The sequence below is a fragment of the Streptomyces sp. NPDC051211 genome (genome assembly GCF_040689505.1).
GTDB lineage: Bacteria > Actinomycetota > Actinomycetes > Streptomycetales > Streptomycetaceae > Streptomyces.
In genome coordinates this window covers 380,609-400,062 of sequence record NZ_JBFBAV010000002.1, presented here as the reverse complement: position 1 = coordinate 400,062, position 19,454 = coordinate 380,609, and the positions used below count along the sequence as shown (strand labels likewise).

General features: G+C 72.6%; 14 protein-coding genes. 6 read left to right on the top strand and 8 right to left on the bottom strand.

Annotation, left to right across the window (positions count from 1 at the left end; genetic code table 11):
- Positions 1-44: 44 nt before the first annotated feature.
- A complete protein-coding gene (locus AB0447_RS04810; protein WP_366475011.1) occupies positions 45-1,538 on the bottom strand; it encodes an HtaA domain-containing protein in 1,494 nt (497 codons plus the stop codon).
- 143 nt (positions 1,539-1,681) lie between these two features.
- Between AB0447_RS04810 and AB0447_RS04805 the strand changes: the two genes are divergently transcribed.
- The 4 genes from AB0447_RS04805 to AB0447_RS04790 all read left to right on the top strand — a co-directional run bounded on the left by AB0447_RS04805 (position 1,682) and on the right by AB0447_RS04790 (position 6,005).
- Entirely contained in the window at positions 1,682-2,782 is a 1,101-nt protein-coding gene (locus AB0447_RS04805) for an ABC transporter substrate-binding protein (protein WP_366475010.1), read from the top strand.
- Between the two features lie 4 nt (positions 2,783-2,786).
- A complete protein-coding gene (locus tag AB0447_RS04800; protein WP_366475009.1) occupies positions 2,787-3,968 on the top strand; it encodes an iron ABC transporter permease in 1,182 nt (393 codons plus the stop codon).
- On the top strand, positions 3,965-4,861 hold the full coding sequence (locus AB0447_RS04795; protein WP_366475008.1) for a heme ABC transporter ATP-binding protein: 897 nt from the start codon (positions 3,965-3,967) through the stop codon (positions 4,859-4,861). The genes AB0447_RS04800 and AB0447_RS04795 overlap by 4 nt, the downstream gene beginning before the upstream one ends.
- Before the next feature lie 142 nt (positions 4,862-5,003).
- A complete protein-coding gene (locus AB0447_RS04790; protein ID WP_366475007.1) occupies positions 5,004-6,005 on the top strand; it encodes a hypothetical protein in 1,002 nt (333 codons plus the stop codon).
- Between the two features lie 324 nt (positions 6,006-6,329).
- Here AB0447_RS04790 and AB0447_RS04785 read toward each other — a convergent pair whose 3' ends face one another.
- From AB0447_RS04785 to AB0447_RS04755, 7 genes are all read right to left on the bottom strand, one after another.
- Positions 6,330-7,190 (bottom strand): PhzF family phenazine biosynthesis isomerase, encoded by an 861-nt coding sequence (locus AB0447_RS04785; protein WP_366475006.1) that lies wholly within the window; start codon positions 7,188-7,190, stop codon positions 6,330-6,332.
- 1,401 nt (positions 7,191-8,591) lie between these two features.
- Positions 8,592-8,924: a thioredoxin gene (trxA, locus tag AB0447_RS04780; RefSeq protein WP_366475005.1), complete on the bottom strand. Its 333-nt coding sequence runs from the start codon at positions 8,922-8,924 to the stop codon at positions 8,592-8,594.
- Positions 8,921-9,319, bottom strand: a complete 399-nt coding sequence (locus AB0447_RS04775) for a MerR family transcriptional regulator (RefSeq protein ID WP_366475004.1) — start codon at positions 9,317-9,319, stop codon at positions 8,921-8,923. Before AB0447_RS04775 ends, trxA begins: the two co-directional genes overlap by 4 nt.
- Before the next feature lie 687 nt (positions 9,320-10,006).
- On the bottom strand, positions 10,007-10,801 hold the full coding sequence (locus AB0447_RS04770; protein ID WP_366475003.1) for a succinate dehydrogenase/fumarate reductase iron-sulfur subunit: 795 nt from the start codon (positions 10,799-10,801) through the stop codon (positions 10,007-10,009).
- Positions 10,798-12,729: a fumarate reductase/succinate dehydrogenase flavoprotein subunit gene (locus AB0447_RS04765; protein WP_366475002.1), complete on the bottom strand. Its 1,932-nt coding sequence runs from the start codon at positions 12,727-12,729 to the stop codon at positions 10,798-10,800. The genes AB0447_RS04770 and AB0447_RS04765 overlap by 4 nt, the downstream gene beginning before the upstream one ends.
- Position 12,730: 1 nt before the next feature.
- On the bottom strand, positions 12,731-13,552 hold the full coding sequence (locus AB0447_RS04760; protein WP_366475001.1) for a hypothetical protein: 822 nt from the start codon (positions 13,550-13,552) through the stop codon (positions 12,731-12,733).
- Between the two features lie 114 nt (positions 13,553-13,666).
- Positions 13,667-13,888 carry a hypothetical protein gene (locus tag AB0447_RS04755; protein ID WP_366475000.1) on the bottom strand — a complete coding sequence of 74 codons (222 nt, stop codon included), beginning with the start codon at positions 13,886-13,888 and terminating at the stop codon, positions 13,667-13,669.
- Between the two features lie 367 nt (positions 13,889-14,255).
- Between AB0447_RS04755 and AB0447_RS04750 the strand changes: the two genes are divergently transcribed.
- Positions 14,256-16,940 carry an ABC transporter substrate-binding protein gene (locus tag AB0447_RS04750; protein WP_366475099.1) on the top strand — a complete coding sequence of 895 codons (2,685 nt, stop codon included), beginning with the start codon at positions 14,256-14,258 and terminating at the stop codon, positions 16,938-16,940.
- Between the two features lie 327 nt (positions 16,941-17,267).
- Positions 17,268-19,172 (top strand): translational GTPase TypA, encoded by a 1,905-nt coding sequence (gene typA, locus AB0447_RS04745; protein ID WP_366474999.1) that lies wholly within the window; start codon positions 17,268-17,270, stop codon positions 19,170-19,172.
- Positions 19,173-19,454 lie beyond the last annotated feature (282 nt).

Sequence of the window (19,454 nt, the reverse complement as noted above, 5' to 3'; positions counted from 1 at the left end):
ATGCGAGGGGAGGAAAGGGGGGTGGATGGATCGGAGGTCGGAGGTCAGTCCTGCGGGGCTGCGGCGGCGCGGCGTTTGCGGATCAGCAGGAAGGCGGCGCCGCCGGCCAGGACGAGCAGGGCCGCGCCGAGGGCGGCGTACAGACCGGCGTTCGAGGCCTCCTCCGCTTGCCCGGCCTTCCCCGCCTGCGGGGCGGTGGACCCCGTGCCCGTGCTCGTGCCGTCGGCCGCGGACGGGGTGGGGGCCGGTGCGGGTGAGCCGGAGGAACCGAGGTCGGGGAGGGCGGGCAGGGCGGCCGCCGGGTCGAGGGCGATGGCGAGGGAGACCGGATCCATCTCGGTGCCGGCCTTGTACATGGCGTTGAAGGCCTTGGCGCCGCCCTCGGTGAGGGTGGCGGGCGCCTCGGTGAGGACGGCCAGCCGCCCGTCGGCCTTGAGTCCCTTGGCGTCGAACTCCACCAGCGGGACGGCCGGTTCGGTCCTGCCGCCGGTGGTGACGTCGGCGCTGAGGACGCCCTTGCCGTCGCCGATCCGGACGGCGACCTTGCCGAGCTTGAGGTCGAGGTGGGCCCCGGTGAAGTGGACGGTTCCGGCGAAGGCCGCGTCAAGCGTGCCCTTCCGGCCGTCGTACGAGCCCTTGCCCTGCGGGAAGCGGAACAGTGCGCCGCCGTCCCGGGCGCCCTCGGCGAGGGTCCACCGGCCCTGGCCGATGGAGCCGGTGACGTACTCGCGGAAGGTGCGGCGGACGCCCCAGTCGACGGCGGCGTCGGCGAAGGAGCCCGGCCCGGCCGGGGTGGCGGACGGGGCGGCCGACGGCTGCTGCGACGGTCCGGCGGCCTGCGCCCGCACGTCGGCGGAGAGCGAGACGGGGTCGAGCCGGGTGCCGGCCGGGTAGTAGCCGGCGAAGGAGGCGGCGCCCTGTTCGGTGAGGGTGGCCGGGACGTTGTCCAAGGTGACGGGGCTGCCGCCGCCCTTCATGTCGATGCCGCCCAGGGAGAGCGAGGCGAAGGGCACCTGCGCCCGGGTGGTGACGGTGCCGCCGTCCTTGGCCTTGCCGGTGACGTCCACATGGAGGGTTCCGGTGCCGCCGGAGATGCGGACGGTGGGCCGGCTGAGGGTGAGGTCCAGTTCCCAACTGCCGTCCGGCTTCTGGTGGCCCTGGAACTGCACCCCGCCGCTGAAGGCCGCGTCGAGGGAGCCGGTGTCGGGGTCGTAGGTGCCGGTCGCGGAGTGGAAGCGGAACAGGCTTCCACCGGCCGTGGCGGCTCCGCCCTTCAGCCGGAAAGCGCCTTTTCCGATGGGCCCGGTGACATAACTCTGGAACGAGGACTTGATGCCCCAGTCGAGCCGGCCGCCCTGCAGGGTGCGGCTCGCCGCCTCGGCGGTGCCGGCGGGGAGCAGGACGCCCAGCAGTGCGGCCAGCAGGACCAGCGGCAGAACCACCGGCACCCGGGCCAGGGGCAGAGCGAGGGGCAGAGCCAGGGGCGGGAGCTCACGCAGGGACTCTGCGGACGAGGCTCGGGCAGGTCTGACGGGCATGAAAAGTCCCCTCCAAGGTCTGGCAAGTGAGGTTAGGCTAACCTAAGCTTCACCCGCCCGGGTTTGGCAAGACCCCGGCCCCCAGAACCTCAGCCGGACGACAGGACGGTGCCTTCGTGCCTACGCCCGACGCTTCAATTCGCTTGCACCGCCTGGCCGTTGCCCTGATCTCGGCCCTGGCCCTGGCGGTGGCCGGCTGCGCCGGGAACACCTCCGGGGACACCGCGGCGGCCGGCTCCTCGGCCCGGCCGGCCGCCGCGCCGGACCGGGTGGAGCCGCTCGCATCGGTACCGGTGCCCGCGCTGCCCGTGACCGTCCCCTCGGCCGACGGCCGCCAGGTCACCGTCACCTCGGCGGACCGGATCGTGCCGCTGACCGGCAGCCTGAACGAGATCGTCCACACCCTGGGACTGGGCCGGCAGGTGGTCGCCCGCGACATCACCGCCACCTTCGAACAGGCCGCGCAGCTGCCGGTGGTGACCCGGGCCCACGACGTGTCGGCGGAGAGCGTGCTCTCGCTGCGCCCCACCCTGGTCCTCGCCGAGACCACCACCGGCCCCGCCGAGGCCGTCCGGCAGATCCGCGACGCCGGCATCCCGTTGCTGGTCGTCGCCCCCGCCAAGTCCTTGGACGACGTACCCCGGCGGATCAGTGCGGTGGCCGGGGCGCTGGGCGTCCGGCAGGCCGGCGAAGAGCTCACCCGGCGCACCGCCGACCGGATCGGCGCCGCCCGCAAGGACATCCCGGGCGGGCCGGGGTCGGGGTCGGGGCCGAACTCAGGCTCCGGGTCGGGGTCGGGGTCGAGCTCGGGCTCGGGCTCCGGCTCGGGCTCCGGCTCCGGCTCGAACGCCGCGAAGAAGCCCCGGGTGGCCTTCCTCTACCTGCGGGGCACCGCCTCCGTCTACCTGCTGGGCGGCGCCGACTCCGGGGCGTCCTCGCTGCTGGAAGCGGCCGGCGCGGTGGACGCGGGCAAGGAGTCGGGGCTGTCGAAGGACTTCACCCCGGTCACCAGCGAGGCACTGGTCGCCGCCGCGCCCGACGCGATCCTGGTCATGGCCAAGGGCCTCGACTCGGTCGGCGGGATCGACGGCCTGGTGAAGATCCCCGGCGTCGCCCAGACCCCGGCCGGCCTGGACCGGCGGGTGGTCACCGTCGACGACGGCGTCCTCCTCAACTACGGCCCCCGCACCGACCAGGTCCTGCGTTCCCTGATCCAGCAGCTCCACCACCCCGGCAAGGCCTGACCCGGTGACCCTTCCGTACGATCCCCCGCGCGACCCCGCCCCCAATTCCGCCGCCACCACCGAAACACCCGGCCCGGACGGCCCGGACGGCCCGCCGGCGCCCGCGTCCCCCGACCCTCCCGCACCGCCCGCCTCCGTCCCTGCCGGGGACCGCCCGCCCCGGCGCCGAACGCTGCTGCTCACCGCCGCCCTCGTCGCCGCGCTGCTCGCGCTCGCGCTGCTGGCCGCCGGCACCGGCGCCTACCGGATCCCCGCCGCCGACGTGCTGGGCTCCGTACAGCACCGGCTCGGCCTCGGCGGAGCCCCGCTCGACCGGGTCGGGGAGAGCGTGCTCTGGAACGTACGGCTGCCCCGCGTCGTACTCGCGCTGCTGGTCGGGGCGAGTCTCGGCTGCGCGGGCGCGCTCATGCAGGGCGTGTTCGGGAATCCGCTCGCCGAGCCCGGGGTCATCGGCATCTCGGCGGGGGCCGCGGTCGGCGCCGTCGCCGCCATCGGGCTCGGGCTGTCCTTCCTCGGCAACTGGACGGTCAGCGCCTGCGCGTTCGCCGCCGGCCTCGTCACCGTCGGCGCCGTCTACCTGCTGTCCCGCAGCGGCGGGAAGACCGAAGTGGTCACCCTCATCCTCACCGGCATCGCCGTCAACGCCTTCGCGGGCGCCCTGATCGGCCTGTTCGTCTTCTTCGCGGACAGCGGCCAGGTCAACCAGATCACCTTCTGGCAGCTCGGCTCGCTCGCCCAGGCCACCTGGCCGAAGGTGCTGGCCGTACTCCCCTGCGCCGCGGCCGGACTGCTCCTCGCACCGTTCCACGCCCGACGGCTCGACCTGCTCTCGCTCGGCGAACGCCCGGCCCGGCACCTCGGCGTGGAGGTGGAGCGGCTGCGCCTCGCCCTGATCCTGCTGGTCGCCCTGCTGACCGCGGCCGCCGTCGCCGTCGCCGGGGTCATCACCTTCGTCGGGCTGCTGGTCCCGCACCTGCTGCGGATGGCGAACGGGCCGGGCCACCGCTTCCTGGTGCCCGGCAGCGCCCTCGCCGGAGCCGTGGTGCTGGTGGCCGGCGACCTGGCCGCCCGCACCCTCGCCCAGCCCGCCGAACTGCCCCTCGGCGTGCTCACCGCCCTGCTCGGCAGCCCGTTCTTCTTCTGGCTGCTGCGCCGGACCCGCCGCAGGCAAGGAGGCTGGGCATGAGACCAACCAAAAAGCACCCCAAACCACCCAAACCAAAAACAGCCAAATCGACCAAACTATCGAAACTCTCCGGGCTGTTGGGCGGAAACCGGCGGACCGTCCTCCCCGGTCCGTCCGCGCCCGGCACCGCCCTCGCCGAGGCCGCCGGGCTGCATGTCCGGCTCGGGCAGCGGGAGGTGCTCGCCGGGATCGACCTGACCGCCCGCGCCGGCGAGGTGCTCGCCCTGGTCGGGCCGAACGGGGCCGGCAAGTCCACCCTGCTGGCCGCCCTCGCCGCCGATCTGCCGGCCGCCGCGGGCGAGGTACGGATCGACGGCCGCCCGGCCGGCGAATGGTCGGCCCGCGACCTCGCGCTGCGCCGCGCCGTACTCCCCCAAGCGGCCGCGCTGTCCTTCCCGTTCGAGGTGGCGGAGGTGGTCCGGATGGGCCGCGCGCCCTGGGCCGGCACCCCGTACGAGGAGGAGGACGAGGCGGCAGTGGCCGCCGCCCTGGCCGCCGCCGAGGCCGACGGGTTCGCCGCCCGGTCCTTCTCCGCACTGTCCGGCGGGGAGCGGGCCCGGGTGGCGCTGGCCCGCGTGCTGGCCCAGCGCGCCCCGCTGCTGCTGCTCGACGAGCCGACCGCCGCGCTGGACCTGCGCCACCAGGAACTGGTGCTGCGGATCTGCCGGGAACGGGCCGCGGCCGGGGACGCGGTGGTCGTCGTCCTGCACGACCTGGGGCTGGCGGCCGCGTACGCGGACCGGGCGGCCGTCCTCCACGACGGCCGGATCGCGGCGGCCGGTCCGCCGGCCGAGGTGTTCGAGGACGGGCTCCTCAGCCGGGTGTACCGACAGCCGGTGGAGGTGCTGGCGCACCCGCGGACCGGGGCTCCCCTGGTGCTCCCGGTCCGCTGAACGGCACGTTCGACTTCCAGCCGGATCCGAACCGTGCCACAGGTCGTGGTGTGGGCGCTGTACCTGATCCCGGCACCGGCCCCGTTCCTCGCCCCGGTAGGGTTCGGACGGTCGGTGGGGGCGAGCGGGCAGAGCGGGAGCCATGTGCAGCAGGCGGCAGCTGGTGACGGCGCTGGTGGCGGCAGCGCTGACGGCGGCGACCGCGACGGCGACCGGGTGCGCGGCGAACCCGGAACCGGACCGGAGCCCGTCACCGAGAGCCGAGGCGGAGCGCACGGCCCGGGCGGCCCTGGACACCTTCCTCGCGGCCTACAACCGCGCGGAGCAGTCCTCCGACGAGTCCCTCCTGGACGCGGTGGCCACCGGGCCGTACGCCGAAACGAAGAAGGCCGGGCTGCGGGCCAACCGGGCACTCGCCCCGGCCGGCCCGCCCGAGTCCGAGCCGCTCCGGCTGACGGACCCGAACTTCGCCATCCCCGAACACGGCGGCTTCTTCGTCGTGGACACCGACAGCAACCGGGACGAGGGCACCGGCAAGGCCGACAGCCGCGTGGTCCTGGTGTTCACCCGCGCCACCGAGCCCGGCACATGGCACGTGGCGTACGTCGCGGTGGTCTCGCGCGCCGACCTCCCGGAATTCCGGCTGACCCCGGCCGGCTGGGTGGAACCGGTCGCCCCGGACGCCCGGGACCTGTCGGTACCGCCCGCCGAACTGGGCCGCCGCTACGCCCGCCTGCTGGCCGACGGCACCCCGAGCGGCTTCGCCCCCGGCAGCGCCACCACCGGCCGCCGCGCGGCCCGCGCCAAGGACGCGGAACAGCCCGGCCTGAAGGCCCGCTTCGAGGACCGCCCGGCCGACGGGGGAACGTACGCACCGCTCGCCCTCCGCACGAAGAACGGCGGCGCACTGGCCTTCTTCGCCTCCCGCCACACCGACCACCTGACCCTGGACCCGACGGCACGGGGCGCGGTCTCCCCGCTGACCCCGGGCGTCCGCGCCCTGATGCGCGGCGAGTTCACCGACACCCTGACCCGCGAATCGGTCTCCACCCAGGCAGTGGTGATCCCCCCGGCGGCGGCCCCGGGCAAGGGCGTGGTGTTCGTGGCCCAGGCCCAGGGCGTGGTCTCGGCAACGGCGTCATAGCCCGCCGGCCCACCGCGACCGCCCGGCCCGGCGGCCGGACACGGAGGGCCGGGGGTGTGGGGGACTCCGGCCCGGCGGCCGGACACCGAGGGCCGGGGACTCCTGGCCCGGCGGCCGGACACCGAGGGCCGGGGGCTCCTGGCCCGGCGGCCGGACACCGAGCGTCAGGGCCGGAACCGTCGGCTCGGGGTCCGGACACCAGCGCCGGGGGCCGGGGACACTCCCAACCCGGCGGCCGGTCACCAGCGTCGGGTGCCGGCGACACTCCCGACTCGGCGGCCGGACACCGAGGTCGGGGGTGTCGACGACCCCTGGCGGCAGCCGTCAGGCGATCCGGGTCCCAGCGCCGCCCACCCGCACACGCGGATCGCCCGCGCGCAGCTCCACCGTCAGCACTCCCGGCCGGCCCATGTCCTCCCCCTGGTGCAGGGTGAGCACGGCATCCGCCGGAACCAGCCCGAGCTCCCGCGCGTACGCGCCGAACGCGGCGGCCGCCGCGCCGGTGGCCGGGTCCTCGACGACCCCGCCGACCGGGAAGGGGTCCCGGACGTGGAAGACGAGGTCCGCGGCCCGGTGGACCAGCTGGACGGTGATCAGGTCCAGGCGCCGCATCAGCACCTCCAGCCGGGCGAAGTCGTACGCCAGATCGGCGAGCCGGGCCCGGGTGGCGGCACCCAGGACCAAGTGGCGGGCGCCCGCGTAGGCGATCCGCGGCGGCAGCGCAGGGTCCAGGTCGGCGGCCGGCCAGTCCAGGGCGGCCAGCGCCTCGTCGAGGTCGGCCGGTTCCACCTCTTCGACCTGCGGCTGCACGCTGGTGAGGGTGGCGCGCAGGCCGCCTTCGTCCGTACGGACCACCGACACCGGCACGGGCCCGGCCTGCGTGGCGAACAGCAGCTCGCCGGGTCCGATCCGCTCGCCCAGCGCCACGGCGGTGGCCACAGTGGCGTGGCCGCAGAACGGCACCTCCGTCTTCGGGCTGAAGTACCGGACGGTGAAGGCCCGCCCGTCCTCCCCGCCCAGCCCTTCCGGCGGCGCAGTCAGAAAGGCGGTCTCGCTGTATCCGAGCTCGGCGGCGATGCCGAGCATCGCAGCCTCGTCCAGCCCGGAGGCGTCCAACACGACGCCGGCGGGGTTGCCGCCGTCGGGGTCGTCGGAGAACGCGGTATAACGCAGTACGTCAGTCATGATCACCCCAACTCCCCCCACCCCACAGTCATTCCCCCGCCCCGCGTACGACCCCACACGCCACACCCGCTCCTTCGCTGCCGCCGCGCACACGACGCAGGGACGCTCCGCGCCCCGACCAGGCGTACGGGGCCCACGGCGCGGGCGCGCTCCTCGCCCCTGCGGGGCGCAGGGGCCCACGGCGCGGGCCCACTTACCGGCCCGGCGAGGCATACGGGCGCATGCCGCGGGCGCACTTCTTTGCCTCCCGCTCGGGGCCGGGCCCGGGCGGGGGTGTGCCACCCACCCCTGGGGGCTTCGCCCAGCCGGGAGTCCGGACGCGGGCCGGGGCTGCGTGGCGCACGGCCCGGCCCGCTGGCCGGCTGGGGCGGGTACCCGCCCAGCCGCCGGGCCGGAGCCCGCTTTCCCCCTCAGCGGGGGTCGGCCGCGGGGCCGAGCCGAGACCCCGCTCTCCAGCCTCGGCGCGGGTCGGCGGCGGGACCGAGCCGAGACCCCGCTCTCCAGCCCCGGCGGGGGCGAGCTGCCGGGCCGAGCCGAGACCCCGCTCTCCAACCTCGGCGGGGGTCGGCTGCGGGGTCGGGCCGTGGCCCCGCTCTCCAGCCTCGTCGGCGTTTGAGGCGCGGGTCCGGGCGGAGCCCGGTTTCGGGGAGGGGCGGGGTGGGGGAAGGCCCCGCGCAGCGGCCCACCGGGCCGCGACCCCGCTCAACTGTTGGGCGAAGTCGGATGGGGCGTGGCCAGCCAGGCCGGGCTGTTCTGTTGGGCGGGGCCAGGGGATGGCCGGGGCTTCGCCTGGGCGGAATCGAAGGAGCAGGCGGGGGGCCTTCCCGGCAGTCCCAGTGTCATTCCGTGTCCGTCCGCCCTGTCAAGGGCGCTCCTTCGTCGCGTCGCTTCGCGATGTCGCTGCGCTCCACCCTTGACAGGCCGGCCGGCCCCGGAAAGACAAGGACTGTCGGGAAGCCCCGAAAGAAGGGCAGGGGGACAGGACCCCATGCGGCCCCGCCCAGCAGCTTGCCCGGCGGCTGCCGCCCGACCGGCCGCCCTCCGGGCGGACAGCTCCATCTCCCCGAAGCCAGGCCCGGGCAGCCGGGCCCGATCCCGGGCGCACCAGATCGCTACGCGCTTCTCTCGGCATAGCGTCCCCGGACCGTCCGTGGCCGGACATCAGCCGCCATCGATCGCCACGCGCTTCTCCCGTCTCAGCGACCACCGCCGGTCTTGGGTCACCCAATGACGGCTATATGCGGGCAATCCGGGCGGGATGGGCGGAGCCCTGGGCGCTTGGTCGTCGCCTGACCGGCTCTGACTTCCATCTCCCCGTCATTCGGCCGCCAAGGCCATCCCAGCCCGCCCCCGGGACGGGACTCTCGCCGTGTGCGCGGGGACCGGGCTGGATGGCTGCTCTCACATCACCTCTTCGAGGTCCTGGAGCAGTCGTCGCTTGGCCCTGGCGCCCACCATCGACTTCACCGGCTCGCCGTTGCGGAAGACCATGAGCGTCGGCATCGACAGCACCCCGTACGCCGCCATCGTCTCCGGATTGGTGTCCGCATCGAGCTGTACGACCTTGATCCGGTCCCTTTCCTCCCCCGCGATCGCGCTCAGCACCGGCGCCAGCTGCCGGCACGGACCGCACCAGTCGGCGGTGAACTCCACGAGCACCGGAAGGTCCGCCTTCAACACCTCGTCGGCGAACGTCTCGTCCGTGACCTCGTCCACTCCTGCTGCCTTGATCATCCTGATCCCCTCAGTTCGCACCGCGGCTCGGGTCCGCCCGGCAGTTGCGCCTCGGCCCGCACCAACTGCGCACCCACCTGGTCGCGCACCGCCTGCAACTCGTCTATCAACACATCGAGTTCAGCCAACTTCTTCCGGTACACATCGAGCGAGGCGGGGCATGCATCCCCAGCCGGGTGTCCGGCCTGCAGGCATTCCACGAAGGGGCGGGTCTCCTCGAGACCGAACCCGAAGTCCTGCAGTGTGCGGATCTGCTCCACAAGCCGCAGGTCGTCGTCGCCGTAGAGGCGGTACCCGTTGACCGCACGACGGGCGGGGAGCAGCCCGCGGGACTCGTAATAACGAAGAGTCCGAGTGCTGACCCCTGCCCGTTCCGCAAGTTCGCCGATGCGCATGGGTACGACGCTAGACCTTGACGCTGACGTCAAGGCAACGAAGTCTCGGCCTCTTTCGCCACAGACGATCCGTCCGCCGCCTGGCCTCCTGCACTCGTGATGGTCGGCGGGCGGCCTGTGTTCGGCCACAGACGGGGCGGGGACGCTTGGCCGGGAGAAGCGCGTAGCGATCCGGCGCGCCCTGTCCTCCGGCCCTGCTGCCCGGGTCTGGTTTCGGGGGAGTGGAGCTGTCCGCCCGCAGGGCGGCCGGTCGGGCGGCAGCCGCCGCCCGGCCTCCCGAGCATGGCCGCATGGGGTCCTGTCCCCCTGCCCTTCTTTCGGGGCTTCCCGACAGTCCTTGTCTTTCCGGGGCCGGCCGGTCTGTCAAGGGTGGAGCGGAGCGACATCGCGAAGCGACGCGACCGGAGGGAGCGCCCTTGACGGGGCGGACGGACACGGAATGACACTGGGACTGCCGGGAAGGCCCCCCGCCTGCTTCTTCGATTCCGTCCGGGCGAAGCCCCGGCCATGCCCTGGCCCCGCCCGGCAGACCGGCCCGGCCCGGCAGGGCACGCCCCAAGCGCACGTCCCAAGCGCACCCAAGCGCACGCCCCACGCGGGCGGGAGGGGGTAACCAGCGGGCCCGCCCCGGAGCCGCCACGCCCCCGAGCGGCGCGGTGGATGGGGCGGGCCCGTGGGTCCAGGGGGTCAGGCGTTGCGGCGGGTGATTTTGGAGCCGAGCCAGACCAACGGGTCGTACTTGCGGTCCACCGCGCGTTCCTTCAGGGGGATCAGCGCGTTGTCGGTGATCTTGATGCCTTCGGGGCAGACCTCCGTGCAGCACTTGGTGATGTTGCAGTAGCCCAGCCCGTGTTCCTCCTGGGCCGTCCGCTTGCGGTCCAGGCCCGCCTCCGAAGCCGCGTCCAGCGGGTGCATGTCCAGTTCGGCGACCCGCATCAGGAAGCGGGGGCCGGCGAAGGCCGGCTTGTTCTCCTCGTGGTCACGCACCACATGGCAGGTGTCCTGGCACAGGAAGCACTCGATGCACTTCCGGAACTCCTGCGAGCGGTCCACGTCCACCTGCTGCATCCGGTACTCGCCCGGGGCCAGATCCCGGGGCGGGACGAACGCCGGGACCTCGCGTGCCTTCTGGTAGTTGAAGGACACGTCCGTCACCAGGTCGCGGATGACGGGGAAGGCGCGGAGCGGGGTGACCGTGATCGTTTCGGAGGGGTCGAACGTCGACATGCGGGTCATGCACAGCAGGCGCGGCCGGCCGTTGATCTCTGCGCTGCACGAACCGCACTTGCCCGCCTTGCAGTTCCAGCGGACCGCCAGGTCCGCCGCCTGGGTGGCCTGCAGGCGGTGCACGATGTCGAGGACCACCTCGCCCTCGTGCACCTCGACGGTGAAGTCCTTCAGCGATCCACTCTCGGCGTCGCCCCGCCAGATCCGGAAGCGGGCGTCGTAACCGGTACCTGTCCCGGTTCCAGTCGCAGTCACTCGTAGAGCTCCTCTTCGGCGAGGTACTTGACCAGCTCTTCCTTCTCGAAGAGCGCCAGCAGGTCGGGGCGGATGGGTTCGGTGCGGGAGCGGACCAGGTGGATGCGGTCGGCCGCGGGGTCGGCGGGCGCGGGGGTGACCGGGTGGCAGATCAGGTTCACCGGGCGCCAGTCGCGCTCCATGGCCGGGCAGTCCTCGCGGGTGTGGCCGCCGCGGCTCTCGGTGCGCTCCAGTGCGGCGCGGGCCACGCATTCGCTGACCAGCAGCATGTTCCGGAGGTCCAGGGCTAGGTGCCAGCCCGGGTTGAACTGGCGGTGGCCCTCGACGCCGGCCCGGGCGGCCCGGACCCGCAGGGCCCGCAGCCGGCCGAGGGCCTGCTGCATCTCACCCTCCCGGCGGATGATGCCCACCAGGTCGTTCATGGTCTGCTGGAGCTCCTGGTGGAGGGTGTACGGGTTCTCCGCGCCCTCGTCCGCCCGGAAGGGGGCCAGGGCTTCCGCGGACGCCTCGTCCACCTGCGCCTGGTCGACGGCCGGGCGGTCCTGCGCGGTGACCCGGGCTGCCTGCCCGCCCCCGTAGTCCGCCGCGTACTCCGCCGCGTGCAGTCCGGCCCGGCGGCCGAAGACCAGCAGGTCGGAGAGGGAGTTGCCGCCGAGCCGGTTGGAGCCGTGCATGCCGCCGGCCACCTCGCCCGCCGCGAACAGCCCGGGGACCCCGACCGTGGCCGCGGTGTCCGAGTCGACGGCGATGCCGCCCATCACGTAGTGGCAGGTCGGGCCGACCTCCATGGGTTCGGCGGTGATGTCCACGTCCGCCAGTTCCTTGAACTGGTGGTACATGGACGGCAGCCGGCGCTTGATCCGTTCGGCCGGCATGCGGGTGGAGACGTCCAGGTAGACGCCGCCGTGCGGGGTGCCGCGGCCCGCCTTGACCTCGGAGTTGATGGCGCGGGCCACCTCGTCGCGGGGGAGCAGCTCCGGGGGGCGCCGGTTGTTGTCCGGGTCCTCGTACCAGCGGTCGCCCTCCGCCTCGGACTCGGCGTACTTCTCCTTGAAGACGTCCGGGACGTAGTCGAACATGAACCGCTTGCCCTCGCTGTTGCGCAGCACGCCGCCGTCTCCGCGGACGGATTCGGTGACGAGGATGCCCTTGACCGAGGGGGGCCAGACCATGCCGGTGGGGTGGAACTGGACGAACTCCATGTTGAGCAGCGGTGCGCCCGCGAGCAGGGCGAGGGCGTGGCCGTCGCCGGTGTATTCCCAGGAGTTGGAGGTGGTCTTGAAGGACTTGCCGATGCCGCCGGTGGCCAGGACCACCGCGGGGGCCTCCAGGACGAAGAAGCGGCCGGATTCGCGCTCGTAGCAGAAGGTTCCGGAGACGCGTTCACCGTCTTTGAGGATCCGTGTGACCGTGCACTCCTGGAAGACCTTCAAGCGGGACTCGTAGTCGCCCGTCTCCTTGAAGTCCTGCTGCTGGAGCTGGACGATCTTCTGCTGGAGGGTGCGGATCAGTTCCAGGCCGGTGCGGTCGCCCACGTGTGCGAGCCGCGGGTACTCGTGGCCGCCGAAGTTGCGCTGGGAGATCTTCCCGTCGGGCGTACGGTCGAACAGCGCGCCCCAGGTCTCCAGTTCCCAGACCCGGTCAGGTGCTTCCTTCGCGTGCAGCTCGGCCATCCGCCACTGGTTGAGGAACTTCCCGCCGCGCATGGTGTCGCGGAAGTGGACCTGCCAGTTGTCGCCTTCGTTGACGTTGCCCATGGAGGCGGCGATGCCGCCCTCGGCCATCACCGTGTGCGCCTTGCCGAACAGGGACTTGCAGATCACGGCGGTACGGGCGCCCTGCTCGCGGGCCTCGATCGCGGCGCGCAGGCCGGCGCCCCCCGCGCCGACCACGACCACGTCCCACTGCTGCCGGTCGACTTGAGCCATGTCAGAAGATCCTCGGGTCGGTGATGGCGCCGGTGGCGAGCAGGTACACGTAGAAGTCGCAGGCCGCCACGGACAGCAGGGAGGCCCAGGCGAGCTGCATGTGCCGGGAGTTGAGCTTCCCGACCCAGCCCCACAGCCGGTAGCGCACCGGGTGCTTCGAGAAGTGCCGCAGCCGGCCGCCGATGATGTGCCGGCAGGAGTGGCAGGACAGGGTGTACGCCCAGATCAGCACGATGTTGGCGAGGAAGATCAGGGTGCCGAGGCCCATGTGGCCCCACTCGTACTGCTCGTCGCGGAAGGTCAGCACGGTGTCGTAGGTGAGGATGGCCGCGACCGGCACCGCCGCGTAGAAGAAGTAGCGGTGCAGGTTCTGGAAGATCAGCGGGAAGCGGGTCTCACCGGTGTACTTCGTGTGCGGTTCGGCGACCGCGCAGGCCGGCGGCGAGGCCCAGAAGCCCCGGTAGTAGGCCTTGCGGTAGTAGTAGCAGGTCAGCCGGAAGCCGAGCGGGAAGATCAGGATCAGCAGGGCGGGGGAGAGCCCCCACCAGCTGCCGAAGATCTCCCAGTTGGGGCCGTCCTTCATCGGGACGCAGTTCTCCGCCAGACACGGCGAGTAGAACGGGGAGACGTACGGCGCCGCGTAGTAGTCGGCGTTCGCGAAGGCCCGCCAGGTCGAGTAGACGATGAAGGCGAGCAGCCCGGCCGCGGTGGCGGCGGGGGCCAGCCACCAGCGGTCGGTGCGGAGGTGCCGGGCCGGGATCGCGGCCCGGGTGGCGTCGTGGACGCCGGTCAGCTGCCGGGGTGGTTCAGTGCCTGTGGCCAAAGGGGACTCCGGGAGGAGTGGTCAGGGGTGGCCCAGGAGACCCAGCCGCCGGTGGGCGGCTGGGCCTGATGGGGAGTGCGTATGCGGTTGTGTGCTTCTCGTGGGTCCGGCTGGTCAGGGCGCGCGGCGATCGCGGGCGCCGAGGCCCTCGTCGTCGGTGTCCGTCCACAGCGTGCTGTCGTACGGGGTGTCCGGGACGGTGACCATCCCGCCCTGGCCCGGAGGCCTGGGGGCGGCCGGTGCTTGCCGGGCGACGTCCTGCTCCAGCCGCTCGACCGAGCGGATCAGATCGTTCAGGTTGCGCCGTACGGCCGTCAAATCATCCTGCAGGGACATGACTTGCCCTCACTTCCGCAGGTTGCGGTGGCAACGCTCATGTGCGCCTGCGAGTGTCGCCCCTCACGTCCCTGGTTGTGAAGGGACGTGCAGCGATTACGGGCGCGCAGGCGCACTCTGTGCGCCCCTCCCCCTTCCGGTTTTCGTCCCTATTTTCGTCCCTCTTCCGGCGGAACGCTCGTCCGTCCCCGGGAGCGTGATTGGTCCGCACGGGTGGGGTTCGCGGCGTGGCGAGGGCCGGCTGCGGGGGGCGCGGGCGACCGTCGCTTTCAGTGGGTTTCGTCATCAGTGTGATCAGCTCCATATACCGCCATACGTGATCACGTACGCGAACACGTACGCCCCGCCCGCCCCGGAGGTACCACCCATGTCCCAGAGCCAGAGACGGCGCAGATCCATGGCCTCCACGGCGCTCCTGACCTCGGGGGTCCTGGCGCTGCCGCTGCTCGCCGGCTGCAGCTCCGGCGAGGACGAGGGCGGCCCCGTCGCCGCCGGTCAGGACATCGCGGCCACCGTGCGGGACCAGGTGACGGACGGCGGTGTGCTGCGCTGGGCGGTGGACTCGCTGCCGGAGACCCTGAACACCTTCCAGGCCGATGCCGACGCGGCGACCGCCCGGATCGCCGGGGCGGTGCTGCCGCAGCTCTTCGTGCTGGACGCGAAGGGCCGGCCGGTGGCGAATCCGGACTATCTGGAGAAGGCCGAGATCGTCGAGCGCGAGCCGAAGCAGGTGGTGCTGTACAAGCTGCACCAGCAGGCGGTGTGGAGCGACGGCCGGGAGATCGGCGCGCCCGACTTCCTGGCCCAGTGGCGGGCGCTGAACGGAAAGGATTCGGCGTACTGGACGGCCCGCAACGCGGGGTACGACCGGATCGAGAAGATCGAGCGCGGGGCCAGTGACCTGGAGGTCAAGGTCACCTTCGGCAAGCCGTACACGGACTGGCAGTCGCTGTTCTCCCCGCTCTACCCGAAGCAGGTCACCGGAACCCCGGACGCCTTCAACGAAGGGGCGCGGGGCGCGCTGAAGGTGACCGCCGGGCCGTTCACCCTCGGCACGATCGACAAGAAGACCGGAACCGCCGCCCTCTCCCGCAACCCGCGCTGGTGGGGGCAGCCGGCCAAGCTGGACACGCTGCTCCTGACCGCCGTTCCGAGGGCCGAGCGGCCTGCGGCGCTGGCGGCCGGGAAACTGGATCTGGCCGAGGTCGACCGGGCCGGTGCCGACCGGATCGCGCTGGCCCGTCGGGAGGCGGGGCTGAAGGGGGCTCCGGCCCACGGCCCCGGGGCCGAGCTCAGCCCCGCGCAGGCGACCCGCTCGTGGGCGCTGGCCTTCGGCGCCGACGAGGAGAAGGCTGCGGCGGAGCAGGAGGCGCGGAAGAAGAGCGCCGCCGCGGTGCAGCAGTACGCGGCCGAGCAGAAGGCGCTGCGCCGCTTCACGGTACGGAAGTCCCTGGAGCCCGCGTACACGCAGCTGGCGCTGAACGGGGCGTCCGGGCCGCTGGCCGACGAGCGGGTGCGGCGGGCGGTGGCCCGCGCGCTGGACCGGCAGGCGCTGGCCGAGATCGTGCTGAAGCCGCTGGGGCTGCCGGCGAAGCCGGTGGGCAGCCACCTGGCCCTGGCGGGCCAGCGGGCGTACGCGGACAACAGTGGCGCGCTGGGCGGACAGGACACCCAGGCCGCGCAGGCGCTGCTGGCGGACGCGGGCTGGCGCCGGGGCGGCAAGGTGACCGTTCCGCCCGGTACGAAGGCGGGCGGCGAGGCCGCGAAGAAGGACGACTCGAAGCGGCCGCCGGGGCCGGGCACGGGCAATGACGGGCTCTACATCGTGGGCCAGGACGACGAGCGCAACGGGGACCTGTCGTCGGCGGCCCGGTCGGCCCGCGCCGCCGCGGCCGCGGCGACGGTCCCGGGCGCCGGCCTGCCGGCCGCGCTCGGCGCCGCCCGGGCCGCCGTGGCGGCACCCCCGGCACCGGCCGTCCCGGCCGCGCTCGTACAGGCCGTCCCGGCGTTCGGGCACGCCGTCGCGGCGCAGGCCGCGGCCGGGCCCGGCGCGAAGCCCGGCGCGGCGAAGCCGGGCGCGGCCGACGACGGGGCCAACGGTGCGCGGCCGCCGCGAGCGCTGGGGGCGCCGGCCAAGCCGGCCAAGCCGGCGGAGCCCGGGGAGCCCGGGGACCAGGCGGGGCCCGAAGGCAGCGGCCAGGAAGGGACGCCCGTCGAGGAGGTGCTGCCCGAGGGCGGGCTGTACGCCCCCGACGGGGAGATCGTCGACGCCGACGGGTTCGCGCCGGGCATCGAGCCCGCCGAGGCGCCCCCGGGGGCCCCCGCCCCGGCCCCGCTCGCCGAGCAGCAGGACGCGCCGCTGCTCACCCAGGCCGACGGCGTGGACGACGGCAAGCGCAACATCGCCCGGGAGGGCGCTGCGCAGGAGGCGAAGGCAAGCGCGGTGCCCGCCAAGCAGGCCGCGCAGGGCAATGCGGCCACCGTCCTGGCCAAGGACGGCAAGCCGCTGAGCCTGCGCTTCGTCCTCCCGTCCGGCCCCGGCTCGGATTCCCTCCGCGCGGTCGGCGAGCGCATCGCCCACATGCTGCGCGGGGTCGGCATCCAGACCGAGCTGACCAAGGTCGCCGACGAGAGCTTCTTCAAGGACCACATCGCTTCGGGCCAGTACGACCTGGCGCTGTACTCCTGGCCGGCGAGCGCCTTCCCCGCCACCGACGCCCGGCCGATCTTCGCCAAGCCGGAACCGGCCGCGGACGGCTCCCTCCTCGTCGAACAGAACTACACCCGGGTCGGCACCGACCACATCGATCAGCTGTTCGACCAGGCGCTGGGGGAGCTCGACGAGGCCCAGTCCCGGGAGCTGGTGAAGAAGGCCGACGCCCGGATCTGGGCGGCTGCCGGATCGATTCCGCTGTACCAGCGCCCGGAGCTGGTCGCGGCCAAGGCCGGGGTGGTCAATGCCGGCGCCTTCGGCCTCGGCTCCCCCCGCTTCCAGGACATCGGCTGGAAGAAGGCCGTGCCGGCCAAGGAAAAGAACGGGAAGAAGAAGTAGCGGACCCGTGGAGACCGCGTGAACTCACGGGTCACTAGCTCAGATGTGACTCAAGTCCCTTGCCCGCCGGATGCACCGGCGGGCAAGGTCGTTCCTGCCCATTGACCCGGCATTTCCCTTGCGATTCCGCACCCCCTGCCGCACCCCCTTGCGGCCCCCCTTCCCACCCCCCGCGCTCAGCCGTACGGCCTCTTGACAGGCCCCCGGCGAGCGGATCCCGCCACGCGACGTACCATGGGGTAAGGCCGTGGCAGGTATTCCGCCCGGCACAGGCTCGCGTACCAGGCCGTACGCGACGCCATCCACGATCCCGGGAGAAGCGCCGAAGTGCCCACGCGCCACGACATCCGTAACGTCGCCATCGTCGCCCACGTCGACCATGGCAAGACGACCATCGTCGATGCCATGCTCAAGCAGGCCGGTGCCTTCGCCGCCCACCAGCAGCTCGACGACCGCATGATGGACTCGAACGACCTGGAGCGTGAGAAGGGCATCACGATCCTCGCCAAGAACACGGCGGTGAAGTATCACCCCAAGGACGGCGGGGCCCCGATCACGATCAACATCATCGACACCCCCGGCCACGCCGACTTCGGCGGTGAGGTCGAGCGCGGCCTGTCGATGGTCGACGCCGTCGTTCTGCTGGTGGACGCCTCCGAGGGTCCGCTGCCCCAGACCCGCTTCGTCCTGCGCAAGGCTCTGCAGGCTCGTATGCCGGTCATTCTCTGCATCAACAAGACCGACCGCCCGGACTCCCGGATCGACGAGGTCGTCAACGAGACCTACGACCTGTTCCTGGACCTGGACGCGGACGAGGACCAGATCGAGTTCCCGATCGTCTACGCCTGCGGCCGTGACGGCATCGCCTCGCTGACCAAGCCGGAGGACGGCACCGTCCCCGCGGACAGCGAGAACCTGGAGCCGTTCTTCTCCACCATCCTGGAGCACGTCCCGGCCCCGGTGTACGACGAGGAGGCCCCCCTCCAGGCGCACGTCACCAACCTGGACGCCGACAACTTCCTCGGCCGTATCGCGCTGCTCCGCGTCGAGCAGGGCGAGCTGCGCAAGGGCCAGACGGTCGCGTGGATCAAGCGGGACGGTTCGATCTCCAACGTCCGCATCACCGAGCTGATGATGACCGAGGCGCTCACCCGCAAGCCGGCCGAGGTGGCGGGCCCGGGTGACATCTGCGCGGTCGCCGGTATCCCCGACATCATGATCGGCGAGACCCTGGCCGACCCGGAGAACCCGATCGCGCTGCCGCTGATCACGGTGGACGAGCCGGCCATCTCCATGACCATCGGTACGAACACCTCCCCGCTGGTCGGCCGCGGCGGCACCGGCAAGGGCGCGGACGCCAAGGCCGCGGTGAAGGACCGCAAGGTCACAGCCCGCCAGGTCAAGGACCGTCTGGACCGCGAGCTGATCGGTAACGTCTCGCTGCGCGTCCTGGAGACCGAGCGTCCGGACGCCTGGGAGGTCCAGGGCCGTGGTGAGCTCGCGCTCGCCATCCTGGTCGAGCAGATGCGCCGCGAGGGCTTCGAGCTCACCATCGGCAAGCCGCAGGTCGTCACCCGCGAGATCGACGGCAAGGTCCACGAGCCGGTCGAGCGCATGACGATCGACGTGCCCGAGGAGCACATGGGCCCGGTCACCCAGCTCATGGGCGTCCGCAAGGGCCGTATGGACAACATGTCCAACCACGGTTCCGGCTGGGTCCGCATGGAGTTCGTGGTCCCGTCCCGCGGCCTCATCGGCTTCCGTACCGAGTTCCTGACGCAGACCCGCGGCACCGGTATCGCGCACTCGATCCACGAGGGCCACGAGCCGTGGTTCGGCGCGCTGCAGACCCGCAACAACGGTTCGCTGGTCGCCGACCGCGCCGGCGCGGTCACCGCGTTCGCGATGACCAACCTGCAGGAGCGCGGTGTCCTGTTCACCGACCCCGGCACCGAGGTGTACGAGGGCATGATCGTCGGCGAGAACTCGCGCTCCGACGACATGGACGTGAACATCACCAAGGAGAAGAAGCTCACCAACATGCGGTCCTCGTCGGCCGACTCCTTCGAGGCGATCGTTCCGCCGCGCAAGCTCTCCCTGGAGCAGTCCCTGGAGTTCTGCCGCGACGACGAGTGCGTCGAGGTGACCCCGGAGGCCGTCCGCATCCGCAAGGTCGTCCTGGACCAGAAGGAGCGCTCGCGCACCGCCTCGCGCGCCAAGGCCGCCAAGTAACCCGGTAGCCGCAGGGTTTATCCCGCGTTCACAGCCCCTCTGCCACGGTGTCCCGTGGTAGGGGGGCTGTTCGCTTTTGTCAAACGGATTATCTCGTTCAGGTGTCCGCATAGCGATCGTCACACTCCGGAAGGTGTGCTAACAGTCCGTTTCGGGTGTGTCTGTCTCTGATCGCTTTGTCCGGATTTCGGTTTTCTGGCCCGGGTCGATGTTGTGAAAACGAGACCACTTAGGTGTGGTTTACGGTCATGCCGTCCCTGAGGATGGCTCCAATGAGCTCGG

Excerpts from the sequence above, each read along its gene's own strand:
- AB0447_RS04750 (WP_366475099.1), top strand. The coding sequence starts at position 14,256 with ATGTCCCAGAGCCAGAGACGGCGCAGATCCATGGCCTCCACGGCGCTC.
- AB0447_RS04810 (WP_366475011.1), bottom strand. The coding sequence starts at position 1,538 with ATGCCCGTCAGACCTGCCCGAGCCTCGTCCGCAGAGTCCCTGCGTGAG.
- AB0447_RS04775 (WP_366475004.1), bottom strand. The coding sequence starts at position 9,319 with ATGCGCATCGGCGAACTTGCGGAACGGGCAGGGGTCAGCACTCGGACT.
- trxA (WP_366475005.1), bottom strand. The coding sequence starts at position 8,924 with ATGATCAAGGCAGCAGGAGTGGACGAGGTCACGGACGAGACGTTCGCC.
- AB0447_RS04785 (WP_366475006.1), bottom strand. The coding sequence starts at position 7,190 with ATGACTGACGTACTGCGTTATACCGCGTTCTCCGACGACCCCGACGGC.
- AB0447_RS04795 (WP_366475008.1), top strand. The coding sequence starts at position 3,965 with ATGAGACCAACCAAAAAGCACCCCAAACCACCCAAACCAAAAACAGCC.
- AB0447_RS04755 (WP_366475000.1), bottom strand. The coding sequence starts at position 13,888 with ATGTCCCTGCAGGATGATTTGACGGCCGTACGGCGCAACCTGAACGAT.
- AB0447_RS04790 (WP_366475007.1), top strand. The coding sequence starts at position 5,004 with ATGTGCAGCAGGCGGCAGCTGGTGACGGCGCTGGTGGCGGCAGCGCTG.
- AB0447_RS04765 (WP_366475002.1), bottom strand. The coding sequence starts at position 12,729 with ATGGCTCAAGTCGACCGGCAGCAGTGGGACGTGGTCGTGGTCGGCGCG.